The 24,674-nt window shown below is 42.1% G+C and carries 23 protein-coding genes; 11 read left to right on the forward strand and 12 right to left on the reverse strand.

What is annotated here, in order from left to right; all coding sequences use genetic code 11:
* Positions 1-16: 16 nt before the first annotated feature.
* Positions 17-2,263 (forward strand): glycoside hydrolase family 3 C-terminal domain-containing protein, encoded by a 2,247-nt coding sequence (locus RM553_RS04440; RefSeq protein ID WP_311533744.1) that lies wholly within the window; start codon positions 17-19, stop codon positions 2,261-2,263.
* A gap of 179 nt (positions 2,264-2,442) precedes the next feature.
* Positions 2,443-3,267, forward strand: a complete 825-nt coding sequence (locus tag RM553_RS04445; protein ID WP_311533745.1) for an amidohydrolase family protein — start codon at positions 2,443-2,445, stop codon at positions 3,265-3,267.
* Between the two features lie 25 nt (positions 3,268-3,292).
* On the opposite strand, the gene RM553_RS04450 is transcribed toward RM553_RS04445, so the two are convergent.
* Both RM553_RS04450 and rseP read right to left on the reverse strand, forming a co-directional pair.
* The gene (locus tag RM553_RS04450; RefSeq protein ID WP_311533746.1) at positions 3,293-5,302 is read right to left on the reverse strand and encodes a protein-disulfide reductase DsbD family protein; all 2,010 of its coding nucleotides are present in this window, start codon (positions 5,300-5,302) and stop codon (positions 3,293-3,295) included.
* A 109-nt stretch (positions 5,303-5,411) separates the two neighbouring features.
* Positions 5,412-6,728: an RIP metalloprotease RseP gene (rseP, locus tag RM553_RS04455; protein ID WP_311533747.1), complete on the reverse strand. Its 1,317-nt coding sequence runs from the start codon at positions 6,726-6,728 to the stop codon at positions 5,412-5,414.
* A 153-nt stretch (positions 6,729-6,881) separates the two neighbouring features.
* Between rseP and RM553_RS04460 the strand changes: the two genes are divergently transcribed.
* From RM553_RS04460 to feoB, 3 genes are all read left to right on the forward strand, one after another.
* Positions 6,882-7,556, forward strand: a complete 675-nt coding sequence (locus RM553_RS04460) for an SCO family protein (protein ID WP_311533748.1) — start codon at positions 6,882-6,884, stop codon at positions 7,554-7,556.
* A 78-nt stretch (positions 7,557-7,634) separates the two neighbouring features.
* The gene (locus tag RM553_RS04465) at positions 7,635-7,865 is read left to right on the forward strand and encodes a FeoA family protein (RefSeq protein ID WP_311533749.1); all 231 of its coding nucleotides are present in this window, start codon (positions 7,635-7,637) and stop codon (positions 7,863-7,865) included.
* A gap of 1 nt (position 7,866) precedes the next feature.
* Positions 7,867-9,969, forward strand: a complete 2,103-nt coding sequence (gene feoB, locus RM553_RS04470; RefSeq protein ID WP_311533750.1) for a ferrous iron transport protein B — start codon at positions 7,867-7,869, stop codon at positions 9,967-9,969.
* Between the two features lie 195 nt (positions 9,970-10,164).
* Here feoB and RM553_RS04475 read toward each other — a convergent pair whose 3' ends face one another.
* Genes RM553_RS04475 through RM553_RS04490 form a run of 4 tightly spaced genes read right to left on the reverse strand, consistent with a single transcriptional unit; the run spans position 10,165 to position 14,013 of the window.
* A complete protein-coding gene (locus RM553_RS04475) occupies positions 10,165-10,572 on the reverse strand; it encodes a hypothetical protein (protein WP_311533751.1) in 408 nt (135 codons plus the stop codon).
* A 46-nt stretch (positions 10,573-10,618) separates the two neighbouring features.
* Positions 10,619-11,440: a ZIP family metal transporter gene (locus tag RM553_RS04480; protein WP_311533752.1), complete on the reverse strand. Its 822-nt coding sequence runs from the start codon at positions 11,438-11,440 to the stop codon at positions 10,619-10,621.
* 37 nt (positions 11,441-11,477) lie between these two features.
* Positions 11,478-13,355: an Nramp family divalent metal transporter gene (locus RM553_RS04485; RefSeq protein ID WP_311533753.1), complete on the reverse strand. Its 1,878-nt coding sequence runs from the start codon at positions 13,353-13,355 to the stop codon at positions 11,478-11,480.
* A 1-nt stretch (position 13,356) separates the two neighbouring features.
* Positions 13,357-14,013 carry a metal-dependent transcriptional regulator gene (locus tag RM553_RS04490; protein WP_311533838.1) on the reverse strand — a complete coding sequence of 219 codons (657 nt, stop codon included), beginning with the start codon at positions 14,011-14,013 and terminating at the stop codon, positions 13,357-13,359.
* A gap of 91 nt (positions 14,014-14,104) precedes the next feature.
* Here RM553_RS04490 and RM553_RS04495 point away from each other — a divergent pair, with 91 nt between their 5' ends.
* On the forward strand, positions 14,105-16,474 hold the full coding sequence (locus tag RM553_RS04495; RefSeq protein ID WP_311533754.1) for a TonB-dependent receptor: 2,370 nt from the start codon (positions 14,105-14,107) through the stop codon (positions 16,472-16,474).
* 41 nt (positions 16,475-16,515) lie between these two features.
* The gene (locus tag RM553_RS04500) at positions 16,516-16,998 is read left to right on the forward strand and encodes a thioredoxin family protein (RefSeq protein WP_311533755.1); all 483 of its coding nucleotides are present in this window, start codon (positions 16,516-16,518) and stop codon (positions 16,996-16,998) included.
* Between the two features lie 34 nt (positions 16,999-17,032).
* Here the strand turns inward: RM553_RS04500 and RM553_RS04505 are convergent, their stop codons facing one another.
* Together RM553_RS04505 and RM553_RS04510 are read right to left on the reverse strand one after the other, a co-directional pair.
* Positions 17,033-17,458, reverse strand: a complete 426-nt coding sequence (locus RM553_RS04505; RefSeq protein ID WP_311533756.1) for a toxin-antitoxin system YwqK family antitoxin — start codon at positions 17,456-17,458, stop codon at positions 17,033-17,035.
* 195 nt (positions 17,459-17,653) lie between these two features.
* The gene (locus RM553_RS04510) at positions 17,654-18,394 is read right to left on the reverse strand and encodes a tellurite resistance TerB family protein (RefSeq protein WP_311533757.1); all 741 of its coding nucleotides are present in this window, start codon (positions 18,392-18,394) and stop codon (positions 17,654-17,656) included.
* Positions 18,395-18,575: 181 nt separating this feature from the next.
* Between RM553_RS04510 and RM553_RS04515 the strand changes: the two genes are divergently transcribed.
* The 4 genes from RM553_RS04515 to RM553_RS04530 all read left to right on the forward strand — a co-directional run bounded on the left by RM553_RS04515 (position 18,576) and on the right by RM553_RS04530 (position 21,001).
* Positions 18,576-18,986, forward strand: a complete 411-nt coding sequence (locus RM553_RS04515; RefSeq protein WP_311533758.1) for a BrxA/BrxB family bacilliredoxin — start codon at positions 18,576-18,578, stop codon at positions 18,984-18,986.
* Positions 18,987-19,098: 112 nt separating this feature from the next.
* A complete protein-coding gene (locus tag RM553_RS04520) occupies positions 19,099-19,488 on the forward strand; it encodes a hypothetical protein (protein WP_311533759.1) in 390 nt (129 codons plus the stop codon).
* A 57-nt stretch (positions 19,489-19,545) separates the two neighbouring features.
* Positions 19,546-20,277 (forward strand): lysophospholipid acyltransferase family protein, encoded by a 732-nt coding sequence (locus RM553_RS04525; RefSeq protein WP_311533760.1) that lies wholly within the window; start codon positions 19,546-19,548, stop codon positions 20,275-20,277.
* 64 nt (positions 20,278-20,341) lie between these two features.
* Complete coding sequence (locus tag RM553_RS04530) at positions 20,342-21,001, forward strand: HD domain-containing protein (protein WP_311533762.1); 660 nt, start codon at positions 20,342-20,344, stop codon at positions 20,999-21,001.
* 4 nt (positions 21,002-21,005) lie between these two features.
* On the opposite strand, the gene RM553_RS04535 is transcribed toward RM553_RS04530, so the two are convergent.
* The 4 genes from RM553_RS04535 to RM553_RS04550 form a co-directional block, all read right to left on the reverse strand.
* On the reverse strand, positions 21,006-21,725 hold the full coding sequence (locus RM553_RS04535; protein ID WP_311533763.1) for a DUF72 domain-containing protein: 720 nt from the start codon (positions 21,723-21,725) through the stop codon (positions 21,006-21,008).
* Between the two features lie 134 nt (positions 21,726-21,859).
* Positions 21,860-22,642: an Fpg/Nei family DNA glycosylase gene (locus tag RM553_RS04540; protein WP_311533764.1), complete on the reverse strand. Its 783-nt coding sequence runs from the start codon at positions 22,640-22,642 to the stop codon at positions 21,860-21,862.
* Between the two features lie 76 nt (positions 22,643-22,718).
* Positions 22,719-23,792 carry a PA0069 family radical SAM protein gene (locus tag RM553_RS04545; RefSeq protein ID WP_311533839.1) on the reverse strand — a complete coding sequence of 358 codons (1,074 nt, stop codon included), beginning with the start codon at positions 23,790-23,792 and terminating at the stop codon, positions 22,719-22,721.
* A gap of 97 nt (positions 23,793-23,889) precedes the next feature.
* A complete protein-coding gene (locus RM553_RS04550; protein WP_311533765.1) occupies positions 23,890-24,672 on the reverse strand; it encodes an enoyl-CoA hydratase/isomerase family protein in 783 nt (260 codons plus the stop codon).
* Positions 24,673-24,674: the final 2 nt, after the last annotated feature.

Below are 24,674 nucleotides of genomic sequence, written 5' to 3' on the forward strand. Positions count from 1 at the left end.
AAACAAGTAGAATACCATGAAAAATAGAATGATGTCTTTATTAGCCGCGGTAAGCCTTATCGCATTTTCAGCTTGTAAAGAAGAAACAAAAACGGCTGAAGCCAGCAGGGATTCTGAAGAAAATTCCATCTTTAAAGGAAATCCGGTGACCCAGGATTATGACGCTAAAATCGATAGCCTTGTTGCTCAAATGAGCCTCGAAGAAAAAACAGGCATGCTTCACGGGAGCACCATGTTCGCTACCGCTGCAGTTGAGCGTTTGGGTATTCCGGAACTAAAAATGACTGATGGCCCATTGGGGGTACGTGAAGAAATTTCAAAAGATTCCTGGACGCCTGTGGGAGGGGACGAGGATTACGCTACTTATTATCCCGCCGGCGCAGGCTTATCTGCCACGTGGAATCCGGAGCTGGCTTACACTTTTGGAAACAGTGTGGGTTCTGAAGCACGCGCACGGGACAAAGATGTGTTGCTATCTCCCGCCATTAATATCATCAGGACCCCACTTGGAGGAAGAACCTACGAATATTTTACTGAAGACCCATTTCTAAATAAGCGGCTGGCGGTGCCATTTGTGGTTGGGGTTCAGGATAATGATGTTGCTGCCTGTGTAAAGCATTTCGCTGCCAACAACCAGGAAACGCATCGGGATTATGTAAATGTGAAAATAGATGAACGCGCCTTAAGGGAAATTTACCTGCCTGCGTTCAAAGCTACTGTTGAAGAAGCCAATGCCTACAGTATGATGGGCGCCTACAACAAATTCCGTGGAGAATTTCTTTGTGAAAACGATTATATGCTCAACGAAATACTAAAAGGAGAATGGGGCTTTAAGGGTATTGTAATTTCAGACTGGGCAGCGGTACATAGTACAGTTGAATCCCTTAAAAGCGGACTGGACGTGGAAATGGGAACCCCAAAACCTTTTGATGAATTCTACCTCGCGCAACCATTAATTGATTCAGTTAAAGCAGGAAAAATTTCAGAAGCCGAAGTAGACGAACATGTAAAACGCGTATTGCGGGTAATGTACTCCTTAAACAGCGTTACAGATAATGGTAGGAAGGGCGGAAGTTTGGCTACAGAAGCGCATTTTAAAGATGCCTATAACATTGCTTCAGAATCTGTGGTGTTGCTCAAAAACGATAAAAATATGCTACCGCTTAAAACTGACAGTATAAAAACTTTAGCGGTAATTGGTGCCAACGCTACAAAGAAAAATGCTTTGGGCGGTTTTGGCGCGGGAGTAAAAACCCGGCGTGAAGTTACCCCACTGGAAGGCCTTAAAAACAGGTTGCCGGAATCTGTGGAGATTACCTATGCGCAAGGTTATCAGGAGCGGTTTTCCAAGAGTGAAAAAGGGAAATTTGGCGATGTTACCCTGGACGGCCCGGTAACTATTAACGAACTCGATCCACAAATGGTGAAAGAAGCTGTAAATGCCGCTAAAAATGCCGATGCGGCCATTTTCTTTGCTGGTTCCAATAGAGATTACGAAACCGAAGCATCAGACAGGGCTTCCCTGGACCTGCCTTTTGGCCAGGAAAAACTAATAGAAAAAGTATTGGAAGCCAATCCAAATACCATTATAGTGATGATCGCCGGGGCGCCCTTCAATATTGAAAAAATTAACCAGAAAACTTCAACTTTGGTGTGGAGTTGGTTTAATGGTTCTGAAGGTGGCAACGCCCTTGCAGATGTTCTAATAGGAGATGTTAATCCCTCCGGAAAACTTCCCTGGACGATGCCTAAAGAGCTTAAAGATTCTCCTGCCCATGCCACGAACAGCTTCCCGGGAGACCAGACTGTTTCTTATGATGAGGGGATTTTGGTTGGATACCGCTGGTTCGATACTAAAAACATAGAACCGCTATATCCTTTTGGATACGGACTTTCCTATACTAATTTCAGTATTACCAATGCCAGGGCAGACCAGCAGGAAGCTTATGCTGAAGAGGCCAGCATTAGCCTTTCTGTAGATGTCGAAAACACAGGGGAAATGGACGGTAAAGAAGTGGTACAGGTTTATGTTTCTAAAGATGATTCTAAAATAGAACGTGCGGCCAAAGAGCTGAAAGGCTTTCAAAAAGTAATGGTTCCCGGCGGAGGATCAAAAACAGTTACTATTGATGTTCCGGTTAAAGAACTGGCTTATTATGATGTGGACGGCAAAAGCTGGACGGTGGAACCGGGAACGTACACCTTCAAAATTGGAAATTCTTCGCGTAATATTGAAGATGAAGTTACAGTAGAAGTACAATAGAAAATACTGCTGCTACAACCTTAATTAAATACAGCAGCAGAAGCTTAATGATCCGGCTTTGGAATTTTTTCAAATTTTAAAGCCGGATCATTCATTCTTCGTATATTAACTTATCGTCTGAAAACGTAAGCAGCTCATGCCGGCCCGGCGCTTCTGAAGAAATATAAAAAATATAGCTCATGATTTTTGATGCCCATGTACATTTCTGGAATTATAATCCGCAAAGGGATATATGGATTGACGAAAATATGGAGGCCATAAAAAGAAATTTTTCTCCTGAAGATTACCTGCAAGCGGTCCAGGACCAGGAGGTACAGGGATGCATGGCCGTACAGGCAGCGGAGTCCGAAGAAGAAACAGAATTCCTCCTCAAACTGGCAGAAGAACATGATATAATAAAAGGAGTTGTTGGCTGGGTAGATTTAACTGCGGAAGATGTGGCTGAAAAACTGGAAAAATTCAGCTCAAACCCTTATTTAAAAGGAGTAAGATACGTACTGCAGGATAAAGAAAATGATTTTTGCCTGAATAAAACTTTTTTAAGCGGAATTTCTAAACTACAGGCCTACGAACTTACTTACGATATTCTGGTAGATCATCGCCAGCTGAATTCGGTGATCCATCTGGTTGAGGATTTTCCTGGGCAGCCTTTTGTTCTGGACCACCTGGGAAAACCAGATATCCAAAATATCAAATTTCAGGAATGGAAGAAAAATATAGAACGGCTTGCAGAATTTCCTAACCTGCACTGTAAACTATCAGGATTGATAACCGAAGCAGATTGGAATAGTTGGAAACCTGAAAATTTTAAGCCTTATCTCGATACGGTTTTTACCTTCTTTGGAACAGAAAGAGTATTTTTTGGATCTGACTGGCCTGTTTGTAATCTTGCCGGGGATTATGATGCCGTGACAGCGCTTTTAGCAGATTACACTTCCATATTCAGCAAATCAGAAAAAGAAGCTATATTTTACGAAAACGCTCTCCGATTTTATAATATCTAATTCGAACAGGAGTAAGCTTCTGTTGCTAATCTTCAAAGACTGCAATCCCTTCCTGCAGCCATTGGTTGTATTCTTCAACATCTGGCGTATAGGCGGCGGGTTCATTCAGTTTTTCCCCTTCGTGGTTTAGCAAAACGTAAAAAGGCTGCGCATTTGCACCGTATTCTTTAATCTGAAGTTCGCTCCATTTCTTTCCAACTGTATTTACCTTATTTCCGGTAACTTCTGAAGTATAAGCCTCTTCCTCAGGCAAATTCCTTTTATCATCTACATAAAGCGAGATAAGCACCACTTCGTTTTTTAACTTACTCAAAATTCGTGGTTTCGGCCATACATTTTGCTCCATCTTCCGGCAGTTTACACAAGCCCATCCGGTAAAATCCAGCATAACCGGTTTGTTGACTTTTTTTGCGTAAGCCATTCCTTTTTCATAATCATTAAAAGCAAGGATATCATGCGGCGGAAGCAAATGGGCGCCTTCGGGAATTTCTACATCTGCACCAGAATTTGCTGCAGGCGAATTTCGGCTATAGCCTACTCCATAAGGAGATTCGCTGTATTCCAACGGCGGCGGGAAAGCACTGATCAAATTGAGTGGCGCCCCCCAAAGCCCCGGAATAAGATAAATAGTGAAACTAAGCACTAAAAGCCCCATCAGCATTCGGCCAACCGAAATATTTTCCAAAGGAGAATCGTGCGGCAGGCGAATTTTTCCGAATAAATAAAAAGCAAGCGCCCCGAAAATGGCAATCCAGATCGCTATAAAAACTTCACGTTCCAAAAGGTGCAATTGAAGCACAAGATCTGCCTGCGAAAGGAATTTAAAGGCCAGGGCCAGTTCCAGAAACCCTAAAAATACTTTTACGGTATTCAGCCAGCCGCCACTGCGCGGAAGGCTGTTTAACCAGCCGGGAAAAGCGGCAAAAAGGGCAAATGGTAAAGCTATTGCCAAAGAAAAGCCCAACATTCCTACAATGGGAGCGAGCCCACCGGTAGAAGCCGCCTGTACAAGTAACGTCCCCACAATGGGGCCTGTACAGGAAAAGGAGACGATTGCCAGGGCAAGTGCCATAAAGAAAATGCCAATTATCCCGCCACGGTCTGCCTGTGAATCTACTTTATTTGCCCAGGAATTGGGCAGCATAATATCGAAAGCGCCAAAAAAAGAAATGGCAAATACCACCAGAATAATGAAAAATGCCATATTGAACCATACGTTTGTAGCAAGGGCATTAAGCGAATCGGCGCCAAAAATAGCGGTAACAGCCGACCCGAGTAAAACATAAATTACCACAATGGAAATCCCGTAAATAACAGCATTACGGATTCCCTTCGCCCTGTTCTTGCTTTGTTTGGTAAAATAACTCACCGTCATGGGGATCATAGGAAAAACGCAAGGCGTAAGCAGGGCTGCGAAACCTGAAAGAAAAGCTACCAGAAAAATTCCCCACAGCCCTTTTTCTCCTTCATTATCAGCAATAAAACCGGTTTCAACTTTGTTTGAAATTTCTGCTTCTTCATTTGTAACTTCAGCAGCAGTAGAATTAAAAATACTGGGATTTGTAGAAGCTGCTATTCCCGAGCCCGCCGGAATATTAATGCTAAATTCTTCTAACTCGGGCGGAAGGCAACGCTCGTCATCACAAACCATAAATTCTACCGAAGCCTCTACTACAGCAGATTCCTTTAGCAATTTTATACGCTGCCGGAAAGCAGCATGATCTTCAAAATACTTAATCCTCATTTCAAAAACGGGATCATCTACCGTTTGTCCTTCTTCCTCTTCAGTGCTTCCAACGATTTCATAGGCTTCACTTTCAGGAAAAGAAAAGGTAGTGGGAATTGGGCCTCCGTCAGGCACATTTTGCGCATAAAGGTGCCATCCCTGCTCAATTTCCGCAGAAAAGACAAGAATATATTCATTTTCAGCCCCTGAAACTTTTTCCACGGAAGGGGACCAGTCCACGGGATCATAAATCTGGGAAAAACCCTGCAGGGAAATTAGTAGGAAAAGGCATAGAAGGAAACGCTTCATAATTATGATTTTTGCACGCTTAAAATTACCAAATCTAAACATAGTAACTTCTTAAAAAAGAAAAGCCGAAAATTCACATTATCGGCTTCAGTATATTGTTTAATTAAAATTATTCAAAAAGCCATTTATAGATATCGTTCCCGTTGGCATAGAGCACAAGACCAAGGATAAGCACAAATCCAACAAGTTGTGCTACTTCCATAAATTTGTCGTTTGGTTTTCTCCCGGTAACGATCTCATACAGCAGGAAAGTCACATGCCCTCCATCCAGGGCCGGGATCGGAAGAATATTCATAAAAGCCAGGATTATGGATATTAAAGCCGTGGTATGCCAAAAGCCCTGCCAGTCCCAGGTATCGGGAAAAAGGCCGCCAATAGCTCCAAATCCGCCTAATTGTGAAGCTCCTTTCTTGGTAAAAACATATTTAAACTGATACACGTAATCACGCAGGGTCCAGTATCCATCTTCAAAACCTTCAGAAATACTTTCGGCTAAACTGTATTCCCGTTTTGCGACTTCAAAGCTGCGTTTCTGGCGCACGCCAAGCAAACCTTCTTCATCGGGAGTGACCATGGTACCTTTAATTTCGCCATCCCTTTCGTAAACAATTTCAATTTCTTTGTTCTTATTCTCCTGTGTTATAGGAGATATTTCATGCCAATAGCCAATTTCCTGTTTATTAATCGAAATAATGCTGTCGCCTTTTTTCAGCCCGGCCAAACCAGCTGCCCTTTCAGCTACAACAGTATCCAATACAGGCCGTTGAATTGGCACAAATGGCTGGAGCACCCCACTCTGGAACATGGTGGTGCCAATTTCTTCCGGAAGGGAAATAGTTTCCTCTTCCCCGTTTTGATGAAGCACTGTTATGGAATTGACGTCCCTCATAAACAGGTGCCTGTTAATATCCAGGCTGTTCTCAAAATCCTTTCCATTAACTTCTAATATCCTGTCCCCATCCTGGAAACCGAATTCCTTAAATTCATCGGCCACTGCAAAACCTTTTGGCATTTGCTCGGGCCCCACATAAACAGTTCCCCAAACAAAAAGGATCATCATAAAAATAAGGAAACCCAGCACCAGGTTTACCGTAACGCCACCTAGCATAATAATTAGCCTCTGCCAGGCCGGTTTACTTCTAAATTCCCATGGTTGCGGAGGTTGCGCCATTTGCTCCTTATCCATGCTTTCGTCTATCATTCCCGAAATTTTAACGTAACCACCAAGCGGCAGCCAGCCAATTCCGTAGACGGTCTCTCCTATCTTTTTCTTAAAAAGCGCGAATTTCACATCAAAAAAGAGGAAAAATTTCTCTACTCTGGTCTTAAATATTTTGGCGGGAATGTAATGCCCGAATTCGTGTAATACAATAAGCAACGACAAACTCAGCAAAAGTTGTATTGCCTTAACTGCAAATGGATCCATTATCTAATCTTCAAATTTAAATCGCACAAAAGTAACTTTTTAAAAACTCCTATAAAAGTTTATGTATAAAGGCTGATAGCAAAATTGAAATTTTAATAATCTGAATGCGACTATTTAACCGCCAGCCTTTAGTTTTGCACTAAATATAGAATTATGCTAAAGTTTTTTGCACGGTACAAATTCTTTGCCATTGTATTTTTTATCCTTTCAGTGATAATTATGGCCTGTATCTATACCTTGCTCAAGCCAGACAGGACTCTCCCGGTTTATCAGCCAGATATGGTGAATGCAGATTTAGTGGATACCACAGTACAGTACGTAAGGAAATATCATAAGATAGGCGATTTTAAACTGGTGAACCAGAATGGCGATACCATTACCCAGGATTTCTACAAGGACAAAATATATGTGGCCGATTTCTTTTTTACCACCTGCCTTACCATCTGCCCTATAATGACAGATCACATGGTGAAGATACAGGAGAAAATAAAGGATGACCCTGAAGTTTTCCTGCTGTCCCATACTGTTTTTCCGAAGACAGACAGCGTTCCGGTTTTAAAAAAGTATGCTGAAGAAAAAGGCGTTATTGATGAAAAATGGAACCTGGTTACCGGCGATAAAAAGCAAATTTACGACCTGGCCAGAAAATCTTACCTCGCCACCAAAAGCACCGGCGATGGAGGCAAATATGATATGGTCCATACCGAAAATTTTGTGCTGGTAGATAAAAACCAGCAAATAAGGGGCTTTTATGATGGCACAGATCCAGAAGCCATAGAAAATTTAATGGAGGATATTAAAATTCTAAAAAGGGAATATCGGGATTAGGAGTTTTTGAGCCTGAGGCTTTTCTACTAGTTTTATTTACCTTACTTTTGCCTTGTTTAAATTCAATCTAAATAAAATTTGAAGCTTACCGTAGCAGATCTCAGAAGAGGGCAACGTGGAATAATAAAAGAATTTTCTGCAGATGTTGTGCCTTTAAAGCTCCTGGAGATGGGTTGCTTGCCGGGAAATGAAGTGGAACTGGTGCAAACCGCCCCCTTTAAAGATCCTATGTACCTCAACATAAACGGAAGCCATCTTGCCATTAGGAAAGAAACCGCATTAGAGATTGAAATTGAGTTAATAGAGTAGCATGGCGAAACAAATTAATGTTGCGTTAATAGGAAATCCCAATACCGGAAAAACCTCCGTTTTTAATCACCTAACCGGCCTTAATCAAAAAGTTGGGAATTATCCCGGGATTACGGTAGAGAAAAAGGAAGGAATCTGTAAACTTCCCCGGGGCCTCAGGGCGCATATCCTGGACCTGCCTGGCACATACAGCCTTAACGCTTCTTCTGTAGATGAAAATGTGGTAATTGAATTGCTGCTCAATAAAAATGACAAAGATTATCCCGATGTTGCCGTAGTGGTTAGCGATGTGGAAAACCTTAAGCGCAACCTTCTTCTTTTTACGCAAATTAAAGACCTGGGAATCCCCACCATTCTCGTGGTAAATATGGCAGACAGGATGCAACGCAAAGGCATTTCCCTTGATGTGGCTGCGCTGGAAGAAAGGCTTAAAACCAAAGTGGCCCTGGTAAGCGCCAGGAAAAGACAGGGAATAGACGAGCTTAAAGAACTTATTATAAATTACCGCCACATTACCACAGAACCCTGCGTTAATGCTTCGGTAATAGATCCGGAATATTTCGGCAGGCTTAGAAAAGCTTTTCCAAACCAGTCGCTTTATAAGTTGTGGCTGGTGATTACCCAGGATGTCAACTTCGGCAACATCAACAGGCACGAAGTAAATAAAAACAAGGATTTTAGCACAAAATCTGCCAGCGATCTAAAACGCCTTCAGCAGAAAGAAACCATTTTGCGCTACCAGTTTATTAACGGCACTTTAAAGGAAGCGATGACGGTAGATGTTAATGCCGCTACCGATCTCCGGTCACGGCTGGACAGGATCCTTACCCATAAGGTTTGGGGCTACGTGGTTTTCTTTACAATCCTGCTGCTCATCTTCCAGGCCATATACAACTGGTCAAGCTATCCCATGGATCTTATAGACGCTACTTTTGCTTCCCTTAGCGAATTAACGCGTAATTTTATGCCATCTGGGGTTTTTACAGACCTGGTTACCGAAGGAATTATCCCGGGCCTTGGGGGAATTGTAATTTTTATCCCGCAAATCGCCTTTCTCTTCCTGTTCATCTCGATTCTGGAAGAAACCGGTTATATGAGCCGGGTGGTATTTCTAATGGACAGGCTAATGCGCAGGTTTGGCCTTAGCGGCAAAAGTGTTGTCCCGCTGGTATCTGGTACTGCCTGCGCCATTCCCGCAGTTATGGCCACCAGGAATATTGAAAACTGGAAAGAACGTCTTATCACCATTCTGGTGGTGCCTTTTACCACCTGTTCGGCAAGGCTGCCTGTATATCTGATCATTATCGCACTGGTGATTCCTGAAGGCACCTTCCTTGGCTTTAATTACCAGGGCTTAACTTTAATGATGCTTTACCTGATAGGTTTTGGAACGGCAATTTTTTCTGCCTGGATTCTAAACGGAATCCTAAAGGTGAAAAACCGCACCTATTTTGTGATTGAAATGCCAAATTACAAAATGCCCATGCTTAAAAATGTAAGTATTACTGTAGTTGAAAAAACCAAATCTTTTGTACTTGGCGCCGGAAAGATTATTTTGGCAATTTCCATTATTTTATGGGTTTTGGCGAGCTATGGGCCGGGAGAAAACTTTAGCAATGCTGAAGAAATAGTAGCTTCAAAGTATGAGCCTGAAGCCGATCTTTCTACAGAAGAATTCCAGGGAGAAGTATCCTCCTATAAACTGAAGCATTCCTATATAGGCATTATGGGAAGAGGTATAGAACCTGTTGTGGCCCCACTGGGCTATGACTGGAAAATAGGCATTGCCATTATAAGTTCTTTCGCGGCGCGGGAGGTGTTTGTGGGTACACTTGCCACTATTTACAGCGTGGGAAGCGATGAGGAAGAAACCATAAAAAACCGGATGGCCGCAGAAGTAAACCCTATCCTGGGCGGCCCACTGTTTACCCTTGCCAGTGGAATTAGCCTGCTGCTTTTTTATGCCTTTGCCATGCAATGTATGAGCACGCTTGCAATTGTTAAAAAAGAAACCAATACCTGGAAATGGCCGGTACTCCAGTTAGTGATTATGAGCGGTTTTGCTTATCTTGTAGCTTTGGTGGCCTTTCAGCTTTTAAAATAAAAAATTTGTAAGGAAACAGTTTTAAACCGACTTAACAAACATGGAATTACTACAACATATTTTAGTTTTTATAACTTTTGCAGTTGCCGTAGGTTATCTTGTTAGCAAATTCATCTGGAAACCTGCCTTCCTTACTTCATCAAAAGGAAATAACAAAAAGGCCAGTCCCTGCGGAAAATCTGATTGTGGCTGCCACTAATCTTCAACTTTTTCTGTGATTTTAAGCTGAAGGCTGTATTCTGAATTTTGTATTTCCTGAGGACTTTCAGGATAAGGATAAACTGCAAAGTCTGAAAGAGCGAAAGATTTTCCGAAGAAATCTTCTAAAGGAAAATTTGTGCCGGCAACAATTTTCTCTCCAACAGATTTACCATTCTCAAAAAACTCCAACAGCACTTTTACCTCTCCTGCCCAGATACAGGTGACATTCCTGGGGCATCGTGAATCTGAAATCACTTTTTTAAATTTCACGCCGTGGGTGTTAACTTCAAAAACATCCCCGGAACAAAGAGATTCCTGATAAACCTTTAATTCAACCTCTTCCTGCTGAGCATACATCAATCCGCAGCTAAAAATCAGGACCGCCAACATTAAATTTCTCATCTCCACTTTTTATTAAAGACGATAAAGCCTGCCCTGTGTTGCAAAATTATGCAAGGCCAACATCCAGGGTCATCATAATCATAAATCCACCTATAAAGCCAAGAGTGGAAATATCGGTATAACTCTCCTGCTGCGACTCGGGCACCACTTCTTCCACCACCACAAACATCATGGCTCCTGCAGCAAAGCAGAGCGCATAAGGTAAAACAGGCTGAAAAGTCATTACTGCCCAGGCACCCAAAACTGCCGCAATTGGCTCCACAATGGCAGAAAGCTGGCCAAAATTAAAACTTCTCCACCTGCTTAAACCCTGCCCTCTTAATGGCATTGCAACGGCAAAACCTTCAGGAAAATTTTGTAAACCTATTCCCATAGCCAGTGCGACTGCACCGCCTATACTTGCTCCTTCAAAGCCCGCAGCAACCCCTCCAAAAAGAACACCTATGGCAAGGCCTTCCGGAATATTATGCAGGGTAATGGCGAGGGTTAAAAGAATAGATTTATGCCATTTTGTCTTCACCCCTTCCTTCTCACTCATCTGGAAATTCACGTGCAAATGCGGCAGGATTTTATCCAGAGCAAAAATGAACAGTGCGCCAAGGCCAAAACCAACTACAGCGGGAATAACCTTTACAAAACCTTCTCCAGGGCTCATTTCGATTCCCGGCGCCAGCAGGCTCCAGAAACTTGCCGCTACCATTACCCCGCCTGTAAAGCCCAGCATTCCATCAAAGACCTTACGGTTCATTTTTTTAAAGAAAAAAACAAGGGAGGCTCCCAGCGCTGTGAGCCCCCAGGTAAATAAGGTGGCATAAAGCGCTGCCAGAACAGGATCTAATTGCTGAAAATAATCTATAATCGACTTCATCTTATTTACTTTTCTTAATTAATTTTTAATTTAAAATTTATGCTATAAAAACCGGGATACTAACCCTATGTCTCACTGCTTCCACAGTAGTACCAAACAACAAATCCTTTAGCAGCGAATGCCCGTGGCTTCCCAGCACCAGCAAATCAAAATCTGCAGCGTTCACTATTTTAGGAATGTTTTTCTTGGGTACCCCAAATGCCAGCTCCACTTCTACTTTATAACCATGTGATTGTAATTCTTCCTTATAACTTTCAAGATATTCATTATCACTAAAAGTTTCATAATCTTTTATATCACTGCCATACATTAGAGCACCGGCGGTTTCTACCACATGAATAAGGCTATAATTGGCCTCCTTTCCACCCAATTTTAAGGCTGAAGAAATGCATTTTTTATCTGAGGCAGAAAAATCTATGGCAATAGCAATTTTTTTATAAGATTCCGGCATAGACAATTCCCCTATTTCAGCTTTGGTTATATGTGGCACCATTGATCTTTTTTGGTATGAATCTTTTAAGTATGGCCAAACCCCGATAAAAACAAGAAGCAAGGCAGCGGCAACGGCAATTGGAACAATAAATATCCAGATATACACCGGATGATCTGAAATTTTTATCCAGCCGGCAAGTTCATCAATTACCAGTTTGGCATTAAGGCTAACAATAACAGCGGTAATTAACCAGGCGGCAATTCGCAGCGGCCAGTTTATGGCAAAACCTTTCATCAGCTTCTTATCGCTCACAAAATGAACCAGTGGAATTACGGCAAATCCCAGCTGAAGACTCAACACTACCTGGCTTAAAACCAGCAGCTCTCCTGTTGCTCCTTCCCCAAAATAAATTACCGTTAGAAGTGCCGGCACAATAGCTATAAGCCTGGTAACCAACCGGCGTACCCATGGCTGAATCCTTAAATTAAGATAACCTTCCATCACAATTTGCCCGGCCAGGGTCCCGGTTAAGGTAGAGCTTTGGCCTGCGGCTATAAGAGCAAGGGCAAACAACACAGGTGCCCAGGAGGTGCCGAGCAATGGCTCCAGTAATTTATGTGCATCTTCAATTTCGGCAACTTCGTACATGCCGTTTTTGTAAAAGACAGTCGCGGCGAGAATAAGTATGGCCGCATTTACCAGGAATGCCAGGTTTAAAGCTATGGCAGAATCCAGAAAATTAAACTTTAATACCTGTCGTATACCATGCCTGGTTTTTTTTGTGCGCCGGGTTTGTACCAGGGAAGAATGCAGATATAAATTATGTGGCATCACCGTAGCCCCTATGATGCCAATAGCAATATATAGGGCGCGGCTATCTGGAATAGAAGGTATAAAGCCGGTGGCAATCTCAGCAACATCGGGTTTGGCAAAAAACATTTCAAGAAAAAAACATAAGGCAATTACAGCAATTAGCGCGACGATAAAAGCTTCCATTTTTCTTATTCCTTTATTAATGAGGAAAAGCAGCAGGAAACTATCTAATACGGTGATACACACGCCCCAGAACATCGGAATGTCAAAAAGCAGCTGGAGCCCTATGGCCATACCCACCACCTCTGCCAGGTCACAGGCGGCGATAGCGATTTCAGCTAAAATGTAAAGGATAAAATTCACGGCTTTTGGATATTCCCTTCTTGAAGCCTGGGCAAGGTCCAGCCCGCTAACCACTCCTAATCTTGTACAAAAACTTTGCAGGAGGAGGGCCATGATGTTGGACATAAGCAAAACCCAAATAAGGCTATAACCAAACTGGCTCCCACCCGCAAGATCTGTGGCCCAGTTGCCGGGATCCATATAACCCACACTTACCAAATACGCCGGCCCTAAAAAAGCCAGAATTTTTCTCCAGCCGGTTTTCTTGCCTGATGTTTTTACAGAGCCATGTACTTCTTCCAAAGATTTTGTACTTCTTTTTTCCATTCTATTCCAGCTGAATATAAAGATTAGAAGCGGTTTTATGAGAAAGGGTAATTGTATTGGAATCGACCTCCAGTTCTATAGACTGGTCAAAATCTTCTATATGACGAACTTCTAAAATGCTCCCCAGGCCAATATCCAGTTTATCCAGGTACTGAAGAAAAGCCGCCGAAGAATCCTTTACCCCAACAATTTTTCCTAGATCTGATTTTTTACAGGCAGAAAGCAAAACCTTTGAAGTTTGCACAAAATTTCCCTGGGCATCGGGAATAGGATCCCCGTGTGGGTCCCGGCGCGGATATTCCAGAAATTTATCCAGTTCGGTAATAAGTTTATCAGATTTTATGTGCTCCAGTTCTTCGGCCACATCGTGCACCTCGTCCCAGCTAAAATTTAATTTTTCAACAAGAAAATATTCCCAAAGCCGGTGTTTACGGATTACCTCCAGCGCAGTTTTTCTCCCGGCCTTACTGAGTTTTACGCCCTGGTATTTTTTGTATTTTACAAGGTTTTTTTCTGAAAGCTTCTTTACCATATCGGTAACCGAAGAAGCTTTGGTCTCCATCTCTTCTGCAAGGGCATTTGTACTCACCCCACCCTTATAATTTCTCTCCAGGTGAAAGATGGCTTTTAAATAATTTTCTTCTGAAAGACTGAACATCAATGCTATTTTATAAGCCAAAAATACAATTTTATTTTTAAAAACTAATTTTTTAGATTTACCTAAAAATAAATTTTAATAAAACTTAAACATGACGCACACCAATTACTTCTTCCTGCTCTGTTTTATATTCCCACTGTGGGTTTTTGCACAACAAATAAATCTAAATGGAAAAGTAAGCAGCATGGGCACACCTGTTCCCTTTGCCAATATCCTATTAGAAGGTAAAACACAAGGGACTTCTGCAGACCGCAATGGTTATTTTAGTCTGGAACTTCCGGAAGGACAATTTAACCTGAGAATACAGGCGATAGGTTTTAAAACCAAATCCCTTATAATTAATACTGAAAATTACCAGAACCGGCCACTGAATATCGAATTAAGCCAAGACCAGCTGGGGCTGGATCAGGTGGTGATTAGCGCCACCAGAAACCGGGTAAATTTAAAGGAAGCACCGGTTGTGGTGAATGTATTAAGCCCAAAACTATTTAATGCCACCCAATCCATCTCGGTTGCAGAAAGCCTGAATTACCAACCCGGTGTTCGAGTGGAAACCAATTGCCAAAACTGTGGTTTCACCCAGGTTAGGCTTAATGGGCTGGACGGCAGTTACACCCAGGTTTTAATTAACAGCCGGGCGGTTTTTTCAGCATTAAACAGCGTTTATGGGCTGGAACAAATTCCCACTTCCATATTGGACCGTATTGAAGTTGTAAGAAGCGGCGGCTCTTCCCTTTATGGTTCCAATGCTATTGCCGGAACTATAAACATTATTACAAAAGATCCCGTCTTAAACTCGTGGCAGGTATCTTCTAATTTAGGATTTATTGATGGTGAAACGCCAGACCGGACATTAAATTTAAACGCCTCGGTAGTTAGTGAAGATTTATCCAGCGGAATTACCGTTTTCGGAATGAAAAGGGATCGGGATGCTTATGATGCAAACGGGGATGGATTTACAGAACTAACTGAACTCACCAACACCAGCCTGGGGGCAAAAACTTTCCTAAAACCTGATGATAAGAGCAAAATAACATTAGACATTACCGCTCTTGAAGAGTACCGCCGTGGTGGGGATCGCTTAGATTTGGCGCCACATCTTACCGATATCACCGAAGAATTAGATCATAACACTGTAATTGGTGGGATTACTTATGAGGTACACAATGAAGATTTCAGTAATAATTTTTCAGTTTATGCTTCCGGGCAGCACACCGGCAGGAAAAGTTTTTATGGTGGCCTTGGAGGAGGTCGTACCCGGCAGGATTCCATAACCGCCGCAAATGCCTATGGAAATACCAATGACCTTGCTTTACTTTTTGGAGGCCAGTTTACCCGGAATTTCAAAAACAGCAATGATATTTTAACCGTAGGAACCGAATATAACCTTAGCAATACTGAAGATAACATACCCGGCTATAACCGCTACATAGATCAGGAAGTAAATTCCATAGGCACTTTTGCACAGTACGAATGGAAACCTTCTGAAAAATTTACCGCGCTTCTTGGCGGCCGTCTGGATTATGTGAATGTAGACGGAAATTATAATATCCAAAATGTGAACCGCATATCTAAAATTGACCAGACTGTTGTGAGTCCGCGGTTAACATTGCGGTACAAACCCGCTGCAGCCTGGCAGATTAGAGCCGGCTACGCCCGGGGCTTTAGGGCGCCGCAGGCATTTAATGAAGACCTGCATATTTCATCAGTAGGCGGGGAACCGCAATTCGTGATCCTCTCAGACCACCTTAAAACTGAGTATTCCAATGCCTATACGGCTTCGGTAAATTATTCCAAAAACCTTAATAAACTGCAAACCAATTTTTTACTTGAAGGTTTTTACACCGATCTCCGAAATCCTTTTACAACGGTAAGCACAGGAGCAAGCCTTCCTAACGGGTCTATTTTAGAAGAAGTAAGAAATGGAAACGGCGCCTATGTAAGCGGGGCAAATATTGAAATTGGCGTTTCACCTTCTTCAAGATTAACCTTCCAGCTGGGAGGAACAATTCAGCAGTCAAAATATAAAGAAAAACAGGTGTTGTTTGAAGCTGATGATAGCAATCCTAATGAAAGCAACGTCATTATTTCAGAATTCGTACGAAATCCTAATGTTTATGCGTATTTTACCACAAACATTTCTGTTTTCGAAGAAAGCAGCCTGGATGTTACGGGAACTTATACCGGCCCCATGACAGTGCCGCTGGTAATTAGCGACACCGGATTTTTACAACTTAATAAAAGTGATTCATTTTATGATATCAATGTAAAACTTAATCATCATATTGATATTACAGACAGCTTTCAGATAAATGTTTTCGGCGGGGTCCAGAATATCTTTAATGCTTATCAGGATGATTTTGATACCGGGGCCACGCGGGATTCAGATTACATTTATGGGCCATCACAACCCCGTACTTTCTTCTTCGGAATTAAGTTTGGGAATCTGCATAATTTGTAGGATTTAGAACTGGGATAGGAGAATTTAGATCGGCACGAGAAATGAACACCAAACTTCCAATACTATTAATATTCACCTTCTTTTCACTCTTATGTTTTGGACAGAAAAAGGGTGAAATAAACTGGCTTAATTTTGAGCAGTTGGAGGACTCTCTTCAGGCTAAACCCAAAAAAACGTTTATTTACTTTTATGCCGACTGGTGTGTGTATTGTAAGAAAATGGAAAGAAATGCTTTTAGAAATCCAGCAGTTACCGAAAAACTACATTCCAACTACTATGCGGTAAAAATGAATGCTGAAAGTACCGATACTATTCATTTTGATGGACAAAAATTTTATAACCTGCAGGCAGAAACGCAACGAAATGGTATTCATGCGATCCCGCTGCTTCTGGCCAGCCGAAAAAACAGGGAATTCAGCTTACCGGCTATTTTAGTATTGGATGAAAATTTTAAGGTTAAGGACCGAAAATTTGAATATTTGACGAGCGAAAAATTAAAAAAGTTAATGAGTGAAAAGGACTAAAGAATGTGCTTAGTACCTAAGCAACTGGTATATATTAACTTTCTTTCCGATTAGAAGGAGTTCTTATATGGTTAGGTGTAATTTTAAATTTAGAATATTCTATTTCCTTCCCATTCTGATCCCAAATTTTTCCTTCTACAAGATTACCCTTTTTATATAAATCTTTTCTTTTTAAATTACCATTTTTCCAATAAGCAACTATTTGCCCATGAAGCTTAGAATCTTCTAGCCTTAGTAGTAAACTTAGCTGATTATTATCATAGTATTCTCTGTATTCTGTTACGTTACATCTTTCTAATTCTGAAAAATCCTCACATTGAAATCTTTTTTGGAGTTTTAATGTCCCGTTAGAATGAAATTCTTCTTGAATTCTTCTGGGAAAGGGATCATTATTAACGACAATTTGAGCGTAAAATATGGAAGGAAGTGCTAGAAGTAAAATTAAAATTGATTTCATCATTTAACAATTTTGAAGCTGTTAAATATTTATACTCAATTAAGATACTAAAATACAGCCAGGTATACAAGTAGTACTAACAAAAAAGAGGAATTACCAATACCTCAATCGCGTTAGGGATTGCAGCGAAAATCCTTTTGTGAGGCACGAGCAAAAGATTGCAGCGGAAAGCCCGGGCCGCAGGCAACGTCCATATTATTACATTCCGCGTTCCTTCTGAATCTGTTCGTAGGCTTCCTGTACTTTCCGAAATTTTTCCTCGGCGCCTTTGCGATAGGCTTCATCCATGTGGCCCAGTTTATCGGGATGGTATTTTTTGGCCATGGTACGAAAGGCTTTTTTGACTTCGGCATCGCTGGCACTTTTCTCAATTTCAAGGATTTTGTAAGCACTCTCTGCAGATTTTTTAAGAAACATGGCCTTGATGCTTTCAAAATCCATCCTGGAAATGCGAAGATAACCAGCGATTTCCTGAATGATTTTTGCCTCGGCAGTACTTACTGTGCCATCGGCCTGGGCAATCCCAAAGAGAAAATGGGTAATCTGTAGCCGAGTGGGATATTTGGTGCGGTGTGCCAGGTACTGCGCAATCCTGTATGCCGAAAGTTCCCGGCTCTTAATCACATCGTTAAAAGTGCGAAAGGTAGCATTTGCCCGCTCTTTGCCATAAGCGCTTACAAAATAAGACCTCACATAATCCAGCTCCCGCTGGGAAACCTGTCCGTCTGCTTTTATAACTAAAGCACAAAGCGAAAGCAGGTTAAGTTCGAAATCTCCAGGCGAAACGCTTTGTTTTTTCTCTTCTCCAAAGAGTCCGCTAAGTAGTCCGCCGGTTGAGCGGGTGTAATTATCGAGTAAAGTTCCTATTAAAAAGCCGGCAACAGCTCCCGGAATCCTAAAGTAAATCAGGCCAAGGATGGCCAGCAACCATTTAATCATGAGGCAATTTTTCTTTCACCACAAAGATAACATTTTAGCTAAAGTCTCATGCCGCCAACGGATTTTTAAAGCAGGAAACGTATAAATTCAACCTATTCGCTTATAGGAATTTGAGATATGCCTGCGTTAAGTTAATTTGTATCTTTGCACTTCACTTAAGTTTAATAAAAAATATCAATATATGTATCCAGCAGAATTAGTAAAACCGATGCGCGAAGATTTGACCAATATCGGTTTTGAAGAATTGCACAGCGTAGAAGAAGTTGATGCCGCGATGAAGAAAGAAGGAACTACTCTGGTAGTGGTGAATTCGGTTTGTGGATGTGCCGCTGCTAACGCGCGTCCAGGCGCAAGAATTTCTTTGCAGAATGCTAAAAAACCAGATAACCTTTTTACCGTTTTCGCAGGAGTAGATAAAGAAGCTACAGATAAAGCCCGTGGTTACATGGTGCCTTTCCCTCCATCTTCTCCATCTATGGCCCTGTTTAAAGATGGTGAACTGGTACATATGCTGGAGCGCCACCACATTGAAGGCCGCCCTGCAGAAATGATCGCAGAAAACCTTGCAGGTGCCTACAACGAGTACTGCTAAGATTTTTTAGATAAGAATTTTAAAAACCGTTTGGATTTATTTTCAAACGGTTTTTTGTGTTTTTTACGCAACCATTCCAGATTTCATACATCTTTAAGAAAACAGCCTTTCCATGAAATCTATAATTCTATATTTAATTTTCCTGCTCTTAAGCTTTTTTAGCTGCTCCCCACAAAGTGACACCGTTTCCAGGGAAGAAGCCTCAGCACAACTTCAGCTCAAGTTAAATCAAATAAATGAATTTATTGCCGAAGCTTCCTGCACTGCAGATGGAAATTGCGCCTATATTCCCTACGGAAGCAAAGCCTGCGGCGGCCCACAAGGCTACCTTATTTATCCTTCTGCCATTGATGAAACAAAGCTTGAAGCTATGGTTGCAGATTATACCGAAGCTGAAGAAAGGTACAATGAAAAATTTGGGATTGCTTCAGATTGCCGTATCCCGGCACCGCCAGGTGAGCTGCGGTGTGAGAATGGAATATGCAAAGAAGCAGAAGACTAATCCTCCACTTGCCCTGTGTTGGTTTAAAAGTATATTTTTGTGCTTTTAAACATTAAGATGAAAAAAATACTTTCCTACCCGCTTTCGGTAATAAGTTATATCTTCTTTTTTCTCACTTTGCTTATCTTCCATGTGATCCAATGGATTGCACTGAAGCTTGGCGGATACGAAGCACACAAAAAAAGTGTGGATTATTTTAATTTCGTGTTGATGCGCTGCCTGGATGTGCTGGGCGCACGCTTCAGCTGTGACAATCCGCACAATATCCCTGCCGATAAACCCTGCATTTTTGTGGCCAACCACCAGGGAATGTACGATATTCCACTTATTATATGGTACCTGAGGAAACACCATCCAAAATTTGTGAGCAAGAAAGAACTGGGGAAAGGTATCCCCGGGATTTCATTTAATCTAAGGCACGGTGGCTCGGTTTTGATAGACCGCAAGAACGCCAGGGAATCTTTGGTAAAAATGGCCGGTTTTGCCAAATATCTCAAAGAAACAAATCGCTCTGCGGTTATTTTTCCCGAAGGCACCAGGAGCCGCACCGGGAAACCCAAGAAATTTGCTGTACGCGGACTGCAAATCCTCATCAAACAAATGCCCGATGCGGTAATTGTACCGCTTACGATCAACAACTCCTGGAAACTCTTCCGCTACGGGCTTTTCCCGCTAGACCTGGGCATACATTTTAAGCTGAAGGTGCACGAGCCTATTCCCGTAAGTTCGAATGACCCTGAAAGCCTTATCGCTCTGACCGAAAGAACGATAATTGGAGATATTGAATAATCTTCTATTAACAAACTTAAACCTCACAGGTTTTGAAAACCTGTGAGGTTTCAATATTGAATACATGACCACAAGACAACCTGAAATTATAGAAAACACTATTGCCTTTGTAAAAGAAACCCTTAAAAACGCCGAAGGAGGGCATGACTGGTTTCATATTCAAAGAGTATATAACAATGCAAAACTAATTGCCAAAGGAGAAAATGCCGATGATTTTGTGGTGGCTTTAGGCGCTTTGCTGCATGATATCGCCGACTCCAAATTCCATAACGGCGATGAAAGCGTAGGCCCGAAAATGGCTAAAAATTTTCTTCAATCTCAGCAAGTTTCTGCAGAAACCATTGAACATGTAGTTAAGATCATCGAAAATATCTCTTTTAAAGGCGGCAATGTTAACCGCAGCTTCAGCTCCCCGGAACTGGATATCGTGCAGGATGCAGACCGTATCGATGCCCTGGGCGCCATTGGCATCGCAAGAACCTTTAATTACGGCGGATACAAAGGCCGCGGTTTATATGATCCTGAAATTAAGCCAAATTTCAACATGACCAAAGAGGAATATAAAGCCTCCAACGCGCCCACCATCAATCATTTTTATGAAAAGCTTTTACTGCTGAAGGACAGGATGAATACGGAAAGCGGCAGAAAAATCGCCAACAAGCGGCATCAATTCATGAAACTTTACCTGGAGCAGTTTTATAAAGAGTGGCATGGCGAAGCCTGATTTTTCAACCAAACATCTCCCGTAAATCCATGGCATTTTTGGGGGCGTTGGCTTCATAATCATTATTAAAATAGATGTAGACTTCGCGCGCGCCGCAGTCTTTGATCTTCTCATACCATTCCCTCAATTCAGATTTTGAATAATAGTAGCGGTACCAGTCTTTTGCCAAACCATGAAAGCGAACATAAGCGGCCTTTTTGCGCGTCACTACCATATCTTCTGGAAAGCCAGAAGCTGAAATTGAGCAAAAACTCACACTGTTTTTTCTTAAGATCTCATACACCTCTTCATTTAACCAGGATTCATGGCGAAATTCGATTACATTTTTATTTGAAGTTTTTAAGGTCTTACAAAAATTTATCAGTTTCTCATCATTGCGATGCAGGTTTGGCGGCAATTGCCAGAGGATACAGCTGAGCTTGGTCTTCAGGATATCGGCCACATCTTCAAATTTTTTCACCGGCTCTCCCACATCGTTCAGCTTCTTCATTTGCGTAATGTAACGGCTGCCCTTCAACGTAAAATTAAAACCTTTGGGAGCGGTTTTTTTCCACTTTTCCAAAGTAGTGTCCTTCGGAAATCTGTAAAAAGTATTGTTCACTTCCACGGTGTTGAATTTATCAGCGTAAAATTCCAGCCAGTTTTTTTGCGCCAGCTTTTCAGGATAAAATTTCCCGCGCCAGTCTTTATAATTCCAACCTGAACAACCTATAAAAACGTTCATATCTTTTATTTTTTAACTAGCATTTAAATGTCGCATCGAGCGGAGTCAACTGTCACATCGAGCGCAGTCGAGATGTTATTTACCACCCCGGCCTTTGCCTCCCATCCTTAAAAGGAGAGGAACTTTTTCCAATTTTACTTCTCTTCCTGGCAATTTGGGCATAAATAAGTGCTCCTGCCGGATACTTTTATCATTTTTACACTGCCCTTGCAATTTGGGCATTCCGCGCCTTCTTTTCTATGCCTGGTAAGAAAGCTGTCGGGTAATTTGGAATCCTCTGTTTTGCTTTTTATCACTCTTTTCAAAACCCTGCCCATTTCTTTAAAAAGGCATTTTTTGTCTTCTCCGGAAAGATTTTCGGTCTTTGATTTTGGATGAATGCCGCACTGGTACAACATTTCATCGGCATACAAATTTCCAATCCCGGCAATTACATGCTGGTTTGTTAGCGCGCCTTTTATGCTGCCTTTTTTATCCTGAAGCAGTTCCAGAAATTCCTTTTGCCTTACATCAAGGGCATGATTTCCCAGCGAATGCTTCTTCTGAAATTCTTCTACTCCTTCAGCTAAATAAATTTTGCCGAATTTTCGCGGACACACAAATGATAGTCTGGAACCATCATCAAAAACCGTAGTCAATTGTGCGTGTTTTGGAACCTCCTCATGCTGGTAGTATTCCACTTTTCCGGTCATCCCAAAATGGAAAACCAGCTGTTGCCAGGAATTTATCTTCAGAAACAAATATTTTCCCAGCTGGGTTGTTTCTTCAAATTTTAGATTTTCCAGGGCCTTTTTAAAATCCTTTTGCGGTGACTGAAAAAGTTTTGCAGCCCCCGTTTCCACCTTTACAATTTTCTTGTGCAGCGCGGTGGCATCTACATATTTCTTCTGGTAAGCGACTTCAGGTAACTCAGGCATAAATTCATTCGGTTTTACCTGAAGTTACTGAATAATTGCTGCCGGGCAGAGGCTAAAAGATCGAAAAAGCAAAATTTTAAAAAAGTTTTAACTGACCATCCTTAAACTGCCGGTGCAAATCATGATTAAGCGGCTTGCGATCGCGACCGCTCAAATATTTCTTGCGGGCAATTTTAAACTGCTGTTCTACCTGCTCGGCAAATTTCCCTTCACCCTTCATTCTTGTCCCAAAGCGGCTGTCGTTAAGGCTGCCGCCATGGATATTCTCAATCTGGTGCAGGACTTTATCTGCCCTGTCTGGCATGGCCTTTTTAATCCAGTCGGTAAAAATCTGCCCAATGGCTCCGTTCAGCCTCACAATCGTGTAACCTACGCTTTGCGCCCCTCTTTCTGAAATTTCCTTTACCAAAGGCATAATTTCATGACTGTTTATAGCCGGAATAATAGGTGCCATCATCACGCTTACGGGAATATTTTCTTTGGAAAGTTTCTCCACGGTTTCCAGGCGTTTTTTAATACTGGCCGTGCGGGGTTCCAGGATACGGCGGGTTTCTTCATGTAAAGAGGTGATGGAAAGGTTCACCCTCACCAGGTTATCCGCAGCCAGTTCCTTCAGGATATCGATATCCCGCTGTATAAGTGCATTTTTAGTGATGATCCCCACCGGGTGGCGATATTTAAGAAAAGTCTGAAGCAATTTTCGGGTAATTCCCAGCTTCTTTTCTATAGGCTGATAACAATCGGTATTCCCGGAAAGTACAATGGTTTCTGCCTCCCATCTTTTGCCGCATATTTTTTTCTCCAGCAGTTGTACCGCATTGCGTTTTACAAGGATTTTCTGTTCAAAATCAAGGCCCGGGCTAAACCCCCAGTATTCATGAGAGTTGCGGGCATAACAGTAGATACAGCCATGTTCACAGCCCTGGTAAGGATTCAGGGAATAACCCATTCCCACATCGGGACTATTCACTTTGTTAATAATGGTTTTGGGAAAAGTATCTATTAAAACCGTTTTATTTTTGTGGGCTTCCTCCCCTTCAGCGGCGCAATAGTTGAGAAAATCATCGCGGGTTTCATGGCTGTGCGCATCAAACCTGTTTTGCACATTAAGCTGTGCCCCTCTTCCTCTTATCATATCTTCTGTAGCCATAAAAACAAAAATAAGGAATATATCCACATAATAGGATTTATTCCTTATTTAAATCTTATATAAAATGGGATCTAACCTCCTCCAGTAATGGCCAGGATTATTTACCCGGAAATTCTGCTTTTCTCTTATTCAAAAATGCAGAAGTTCCTTCTTCAAAATCTTCGGTTCCAAAGCAACGGCCAAATTCTTCAATTTCGATATCATAACCGTTTACCCCGGCTTCGTAATTGGCATTTATGGCCCTGATGGCTGAAGTAATGGCCACAGGGGAATTCTTCATAATCTTTTCAGCAAGCTTTTCAGCAAAATCCAGTAATTCCGCCTGCTCTGTAACATGGTTTACCAGGTGGTACTGAAGTGCCTGGTTGGCATCTACCATCCCCGCGGTCATGATCATCTCCATCGCCCGGCCTTTTCCCACCAGCTGCGGCAAACGCTGGGTGCCGCCGTACCCGGGGATAACGCCAAGCGAAACTTCGGGAAGTCCCATTTTGGCATTATCGCTGGCGATCCTGAAATGCGCCGCCATAGCCAGTTCAAGTCCGCCGCCAAGGGCAAAACCATTAATGGCCGCGATAACGGGCTTGGGAAAATTGGCCACGTAATTAAATAATTTCTGCTGACCTTCAGCGGCAAGCTGTTTTCCTTCTTCCGGGGAGAAGTCTGAAAATTCACTAATATCGGCCCCGGCCACAAACGCCTTTTCCCCGCTTCCGGTTAAAATAACCACCTTAGCTTCATCATCGTCTTTTGCATCGGCAAAAGCATCGTGCAATTCCGCAATGGTTTCTTTATTAAGCGCATTAAGCTTTGAAGGCCTGTTGATGGTAATTTGCAAAATCCCCCCTCCAATTTCTACAATAATATTCTTATAATCCATAA

Source organism: Autumnicola tepida, assembly GCF_031846485.1.
GTDB classification, from domain to species: Bacteria; Bacteroidota; Bacteroidia; order Flavobacteriales; family Flavobacteriaceae; genus Autumnicola; species Autumnicola tepida.

What these genes read in the sequence shown, in the direction of transcription:
- RM553_RS04440 (WP_311533744.1), top strand. Translation starts at nt 17, where the DNA reads ATGAAAAATAGAATGATGTCTTTATTAGCCGCGGTAAGCCTTATCGCA.
- RM553_RS04445 (WP_311533745.1), top strand. Translation starts at nt 2,443, where the DNA reads ATGATTTTTGATGCCCATGTACATTTCTGGAATTATAATCCGCAAAGG.
- RM553_RS04450 (WP_311533746.1), bottom strand. Translation starts at nt 5,302, where the DNA reads ATGAAGCGTTTCCTTCTATGCCTTTTCCTACTAATTTCCCTGCAGGGT.
- rseP (WP_311533747.1), bottom strand. Translation starts at nt 6,728, where the DNA reads ATGGATCCATTTGCAGTTAAGGCAATACAACTTTTGCTGAGTTTGTCG.
- RM553_RS04460 (WP_311533748.1), top strand. Translation starts at nt 6,882, where the DNA reads ATGCTAAAGTTTTTTGCACGGTACAAATTCTTTGCCATTGTATTTTTT.
- feoB (WP_311533750.1), top strand. Translation starts at nt 7,867, where the DNA reads ATGGCGAAACAAATTAATGTTGCGTTAATAGGAAATCCCAATACCGGA.
- RM553_RS04475 (WP_311533751.1), bottom strand. Translation starts at nt 10,572, where the DNA reads ATGAGAAATTTAATGTTGGCGGTCCTGATTTTTAGCTGCGGATTGATG.
- RM553_RS04480 (WP_311533752.1), bottom strand. Translation starts at nt 11,440, where the DNA reads ATGAAGTCGATTATAGATTATTTTCAGCAATTAGATCCTGTTCTGGCA.
- RM553_RS04485 (WP_311533753.1), bottom strand. Translation starts at nt 13,355, where the DNA reads ATGGAAAAAAGAAGTACAAAATCTTTGGAAGAAGTACATGGCTCTGTA.
- RM553_RS04490 (WP_311533838.1), bottom strand. Translation starts at nt 14,013, where the DNA reads ATGTTCAGTCTTTCAGAAGAAAATTATTTAAAAGCCATCTTTCACCTG.
- RM553_RS04495 (WP_311533754.1), top strand. Translation starts at nt 14,105, where the DNA reads ATGACGCACACCAATTACTTCTTCCTGCTCTGTTTTATATTCCCACTG.
- RM553_RS04500 (WP_311533755.1), top strand. Translation starts at nt 16,516, where the DNA reads ATGAACACCAAACTTCCAATACTATTAATATTCACCTTCTTTTCACTC.
- RM553_RS04505 (WP_311533756.1), bottom strand. Translation starts at nt 17,458, where the DNA reads ATGATGAAATCAATTTTAATTTTACTTCTAGCACTTCCTTCCATATTT.
- RM553_RS04510 (WP_311533757.1), bottom strand. Translation starts at nt 18,394, where the DNA reads ATGATTAAATGGTTGCTGGCCATCCTTGGCCTGATTTACTTTAGGATT.
- RM553_RS04515 (WP_311533758.1), top strand. Translation starts at nt 18,576, where the DNA reads ATGTATCCAGCAGAATTAGTAAAACCGATGCGCGAAGATTTGACCAAT.
- RM553_RS04520 (WP_311533759.1), top strand. Translation starts at nt 19,099, where the DNA reads ATGAAATCTATAATTCTATATTTAATTTTCCTGCTCTTAAGCTTTTTT.
- RM553_RS04525 (WP_311533760.1), top strand. Translation starts at nt 19,546, where the DNA reads ATGAAAAAAATACTTTCCTACCCGCTTTCGGTAATAAGTTATATCTTC.
- RM553_RS04530 (WP_311533762.1), top strand. Translation starts at nt 20,342, where the DNA reads ATGACCACAAGACAACCTGAAATTATAGAAAACACTATTGCCTTTGTA.
- RM553_RS04535 (WP_311533763.1), bottom strand. Translation starts at nt 21,725, where the DNA reads ATGAACGTTTTTATAGGTTGTTCAGGTTGGAATTATAAAGACTGGCGC.
- RM553_RS04540 (WP_311533764.1), bottom strand. Translation starts at nt 22,642, where the DNA reads ATGCCTGAGTTACCTGAAGTCGCTTACCAGAAGAAATATGTAGATGCC.
- RM553_RS04545 (WP_311533839.1), bottom strand. Translation starts at nt 23,792, where the DNA reads ATGGCTACAGAAGATATGATAAGAGGAAGAGGGGCACAGCTTAATGTG.
- RM553_RS04550 (WP_311533765.1), bottom strand. Translation starts at nt 24,672, where the DNA reads ATGGATTATAAGAATATTATTGTAGAAATTGGAGGGGGGATTTTGCAA.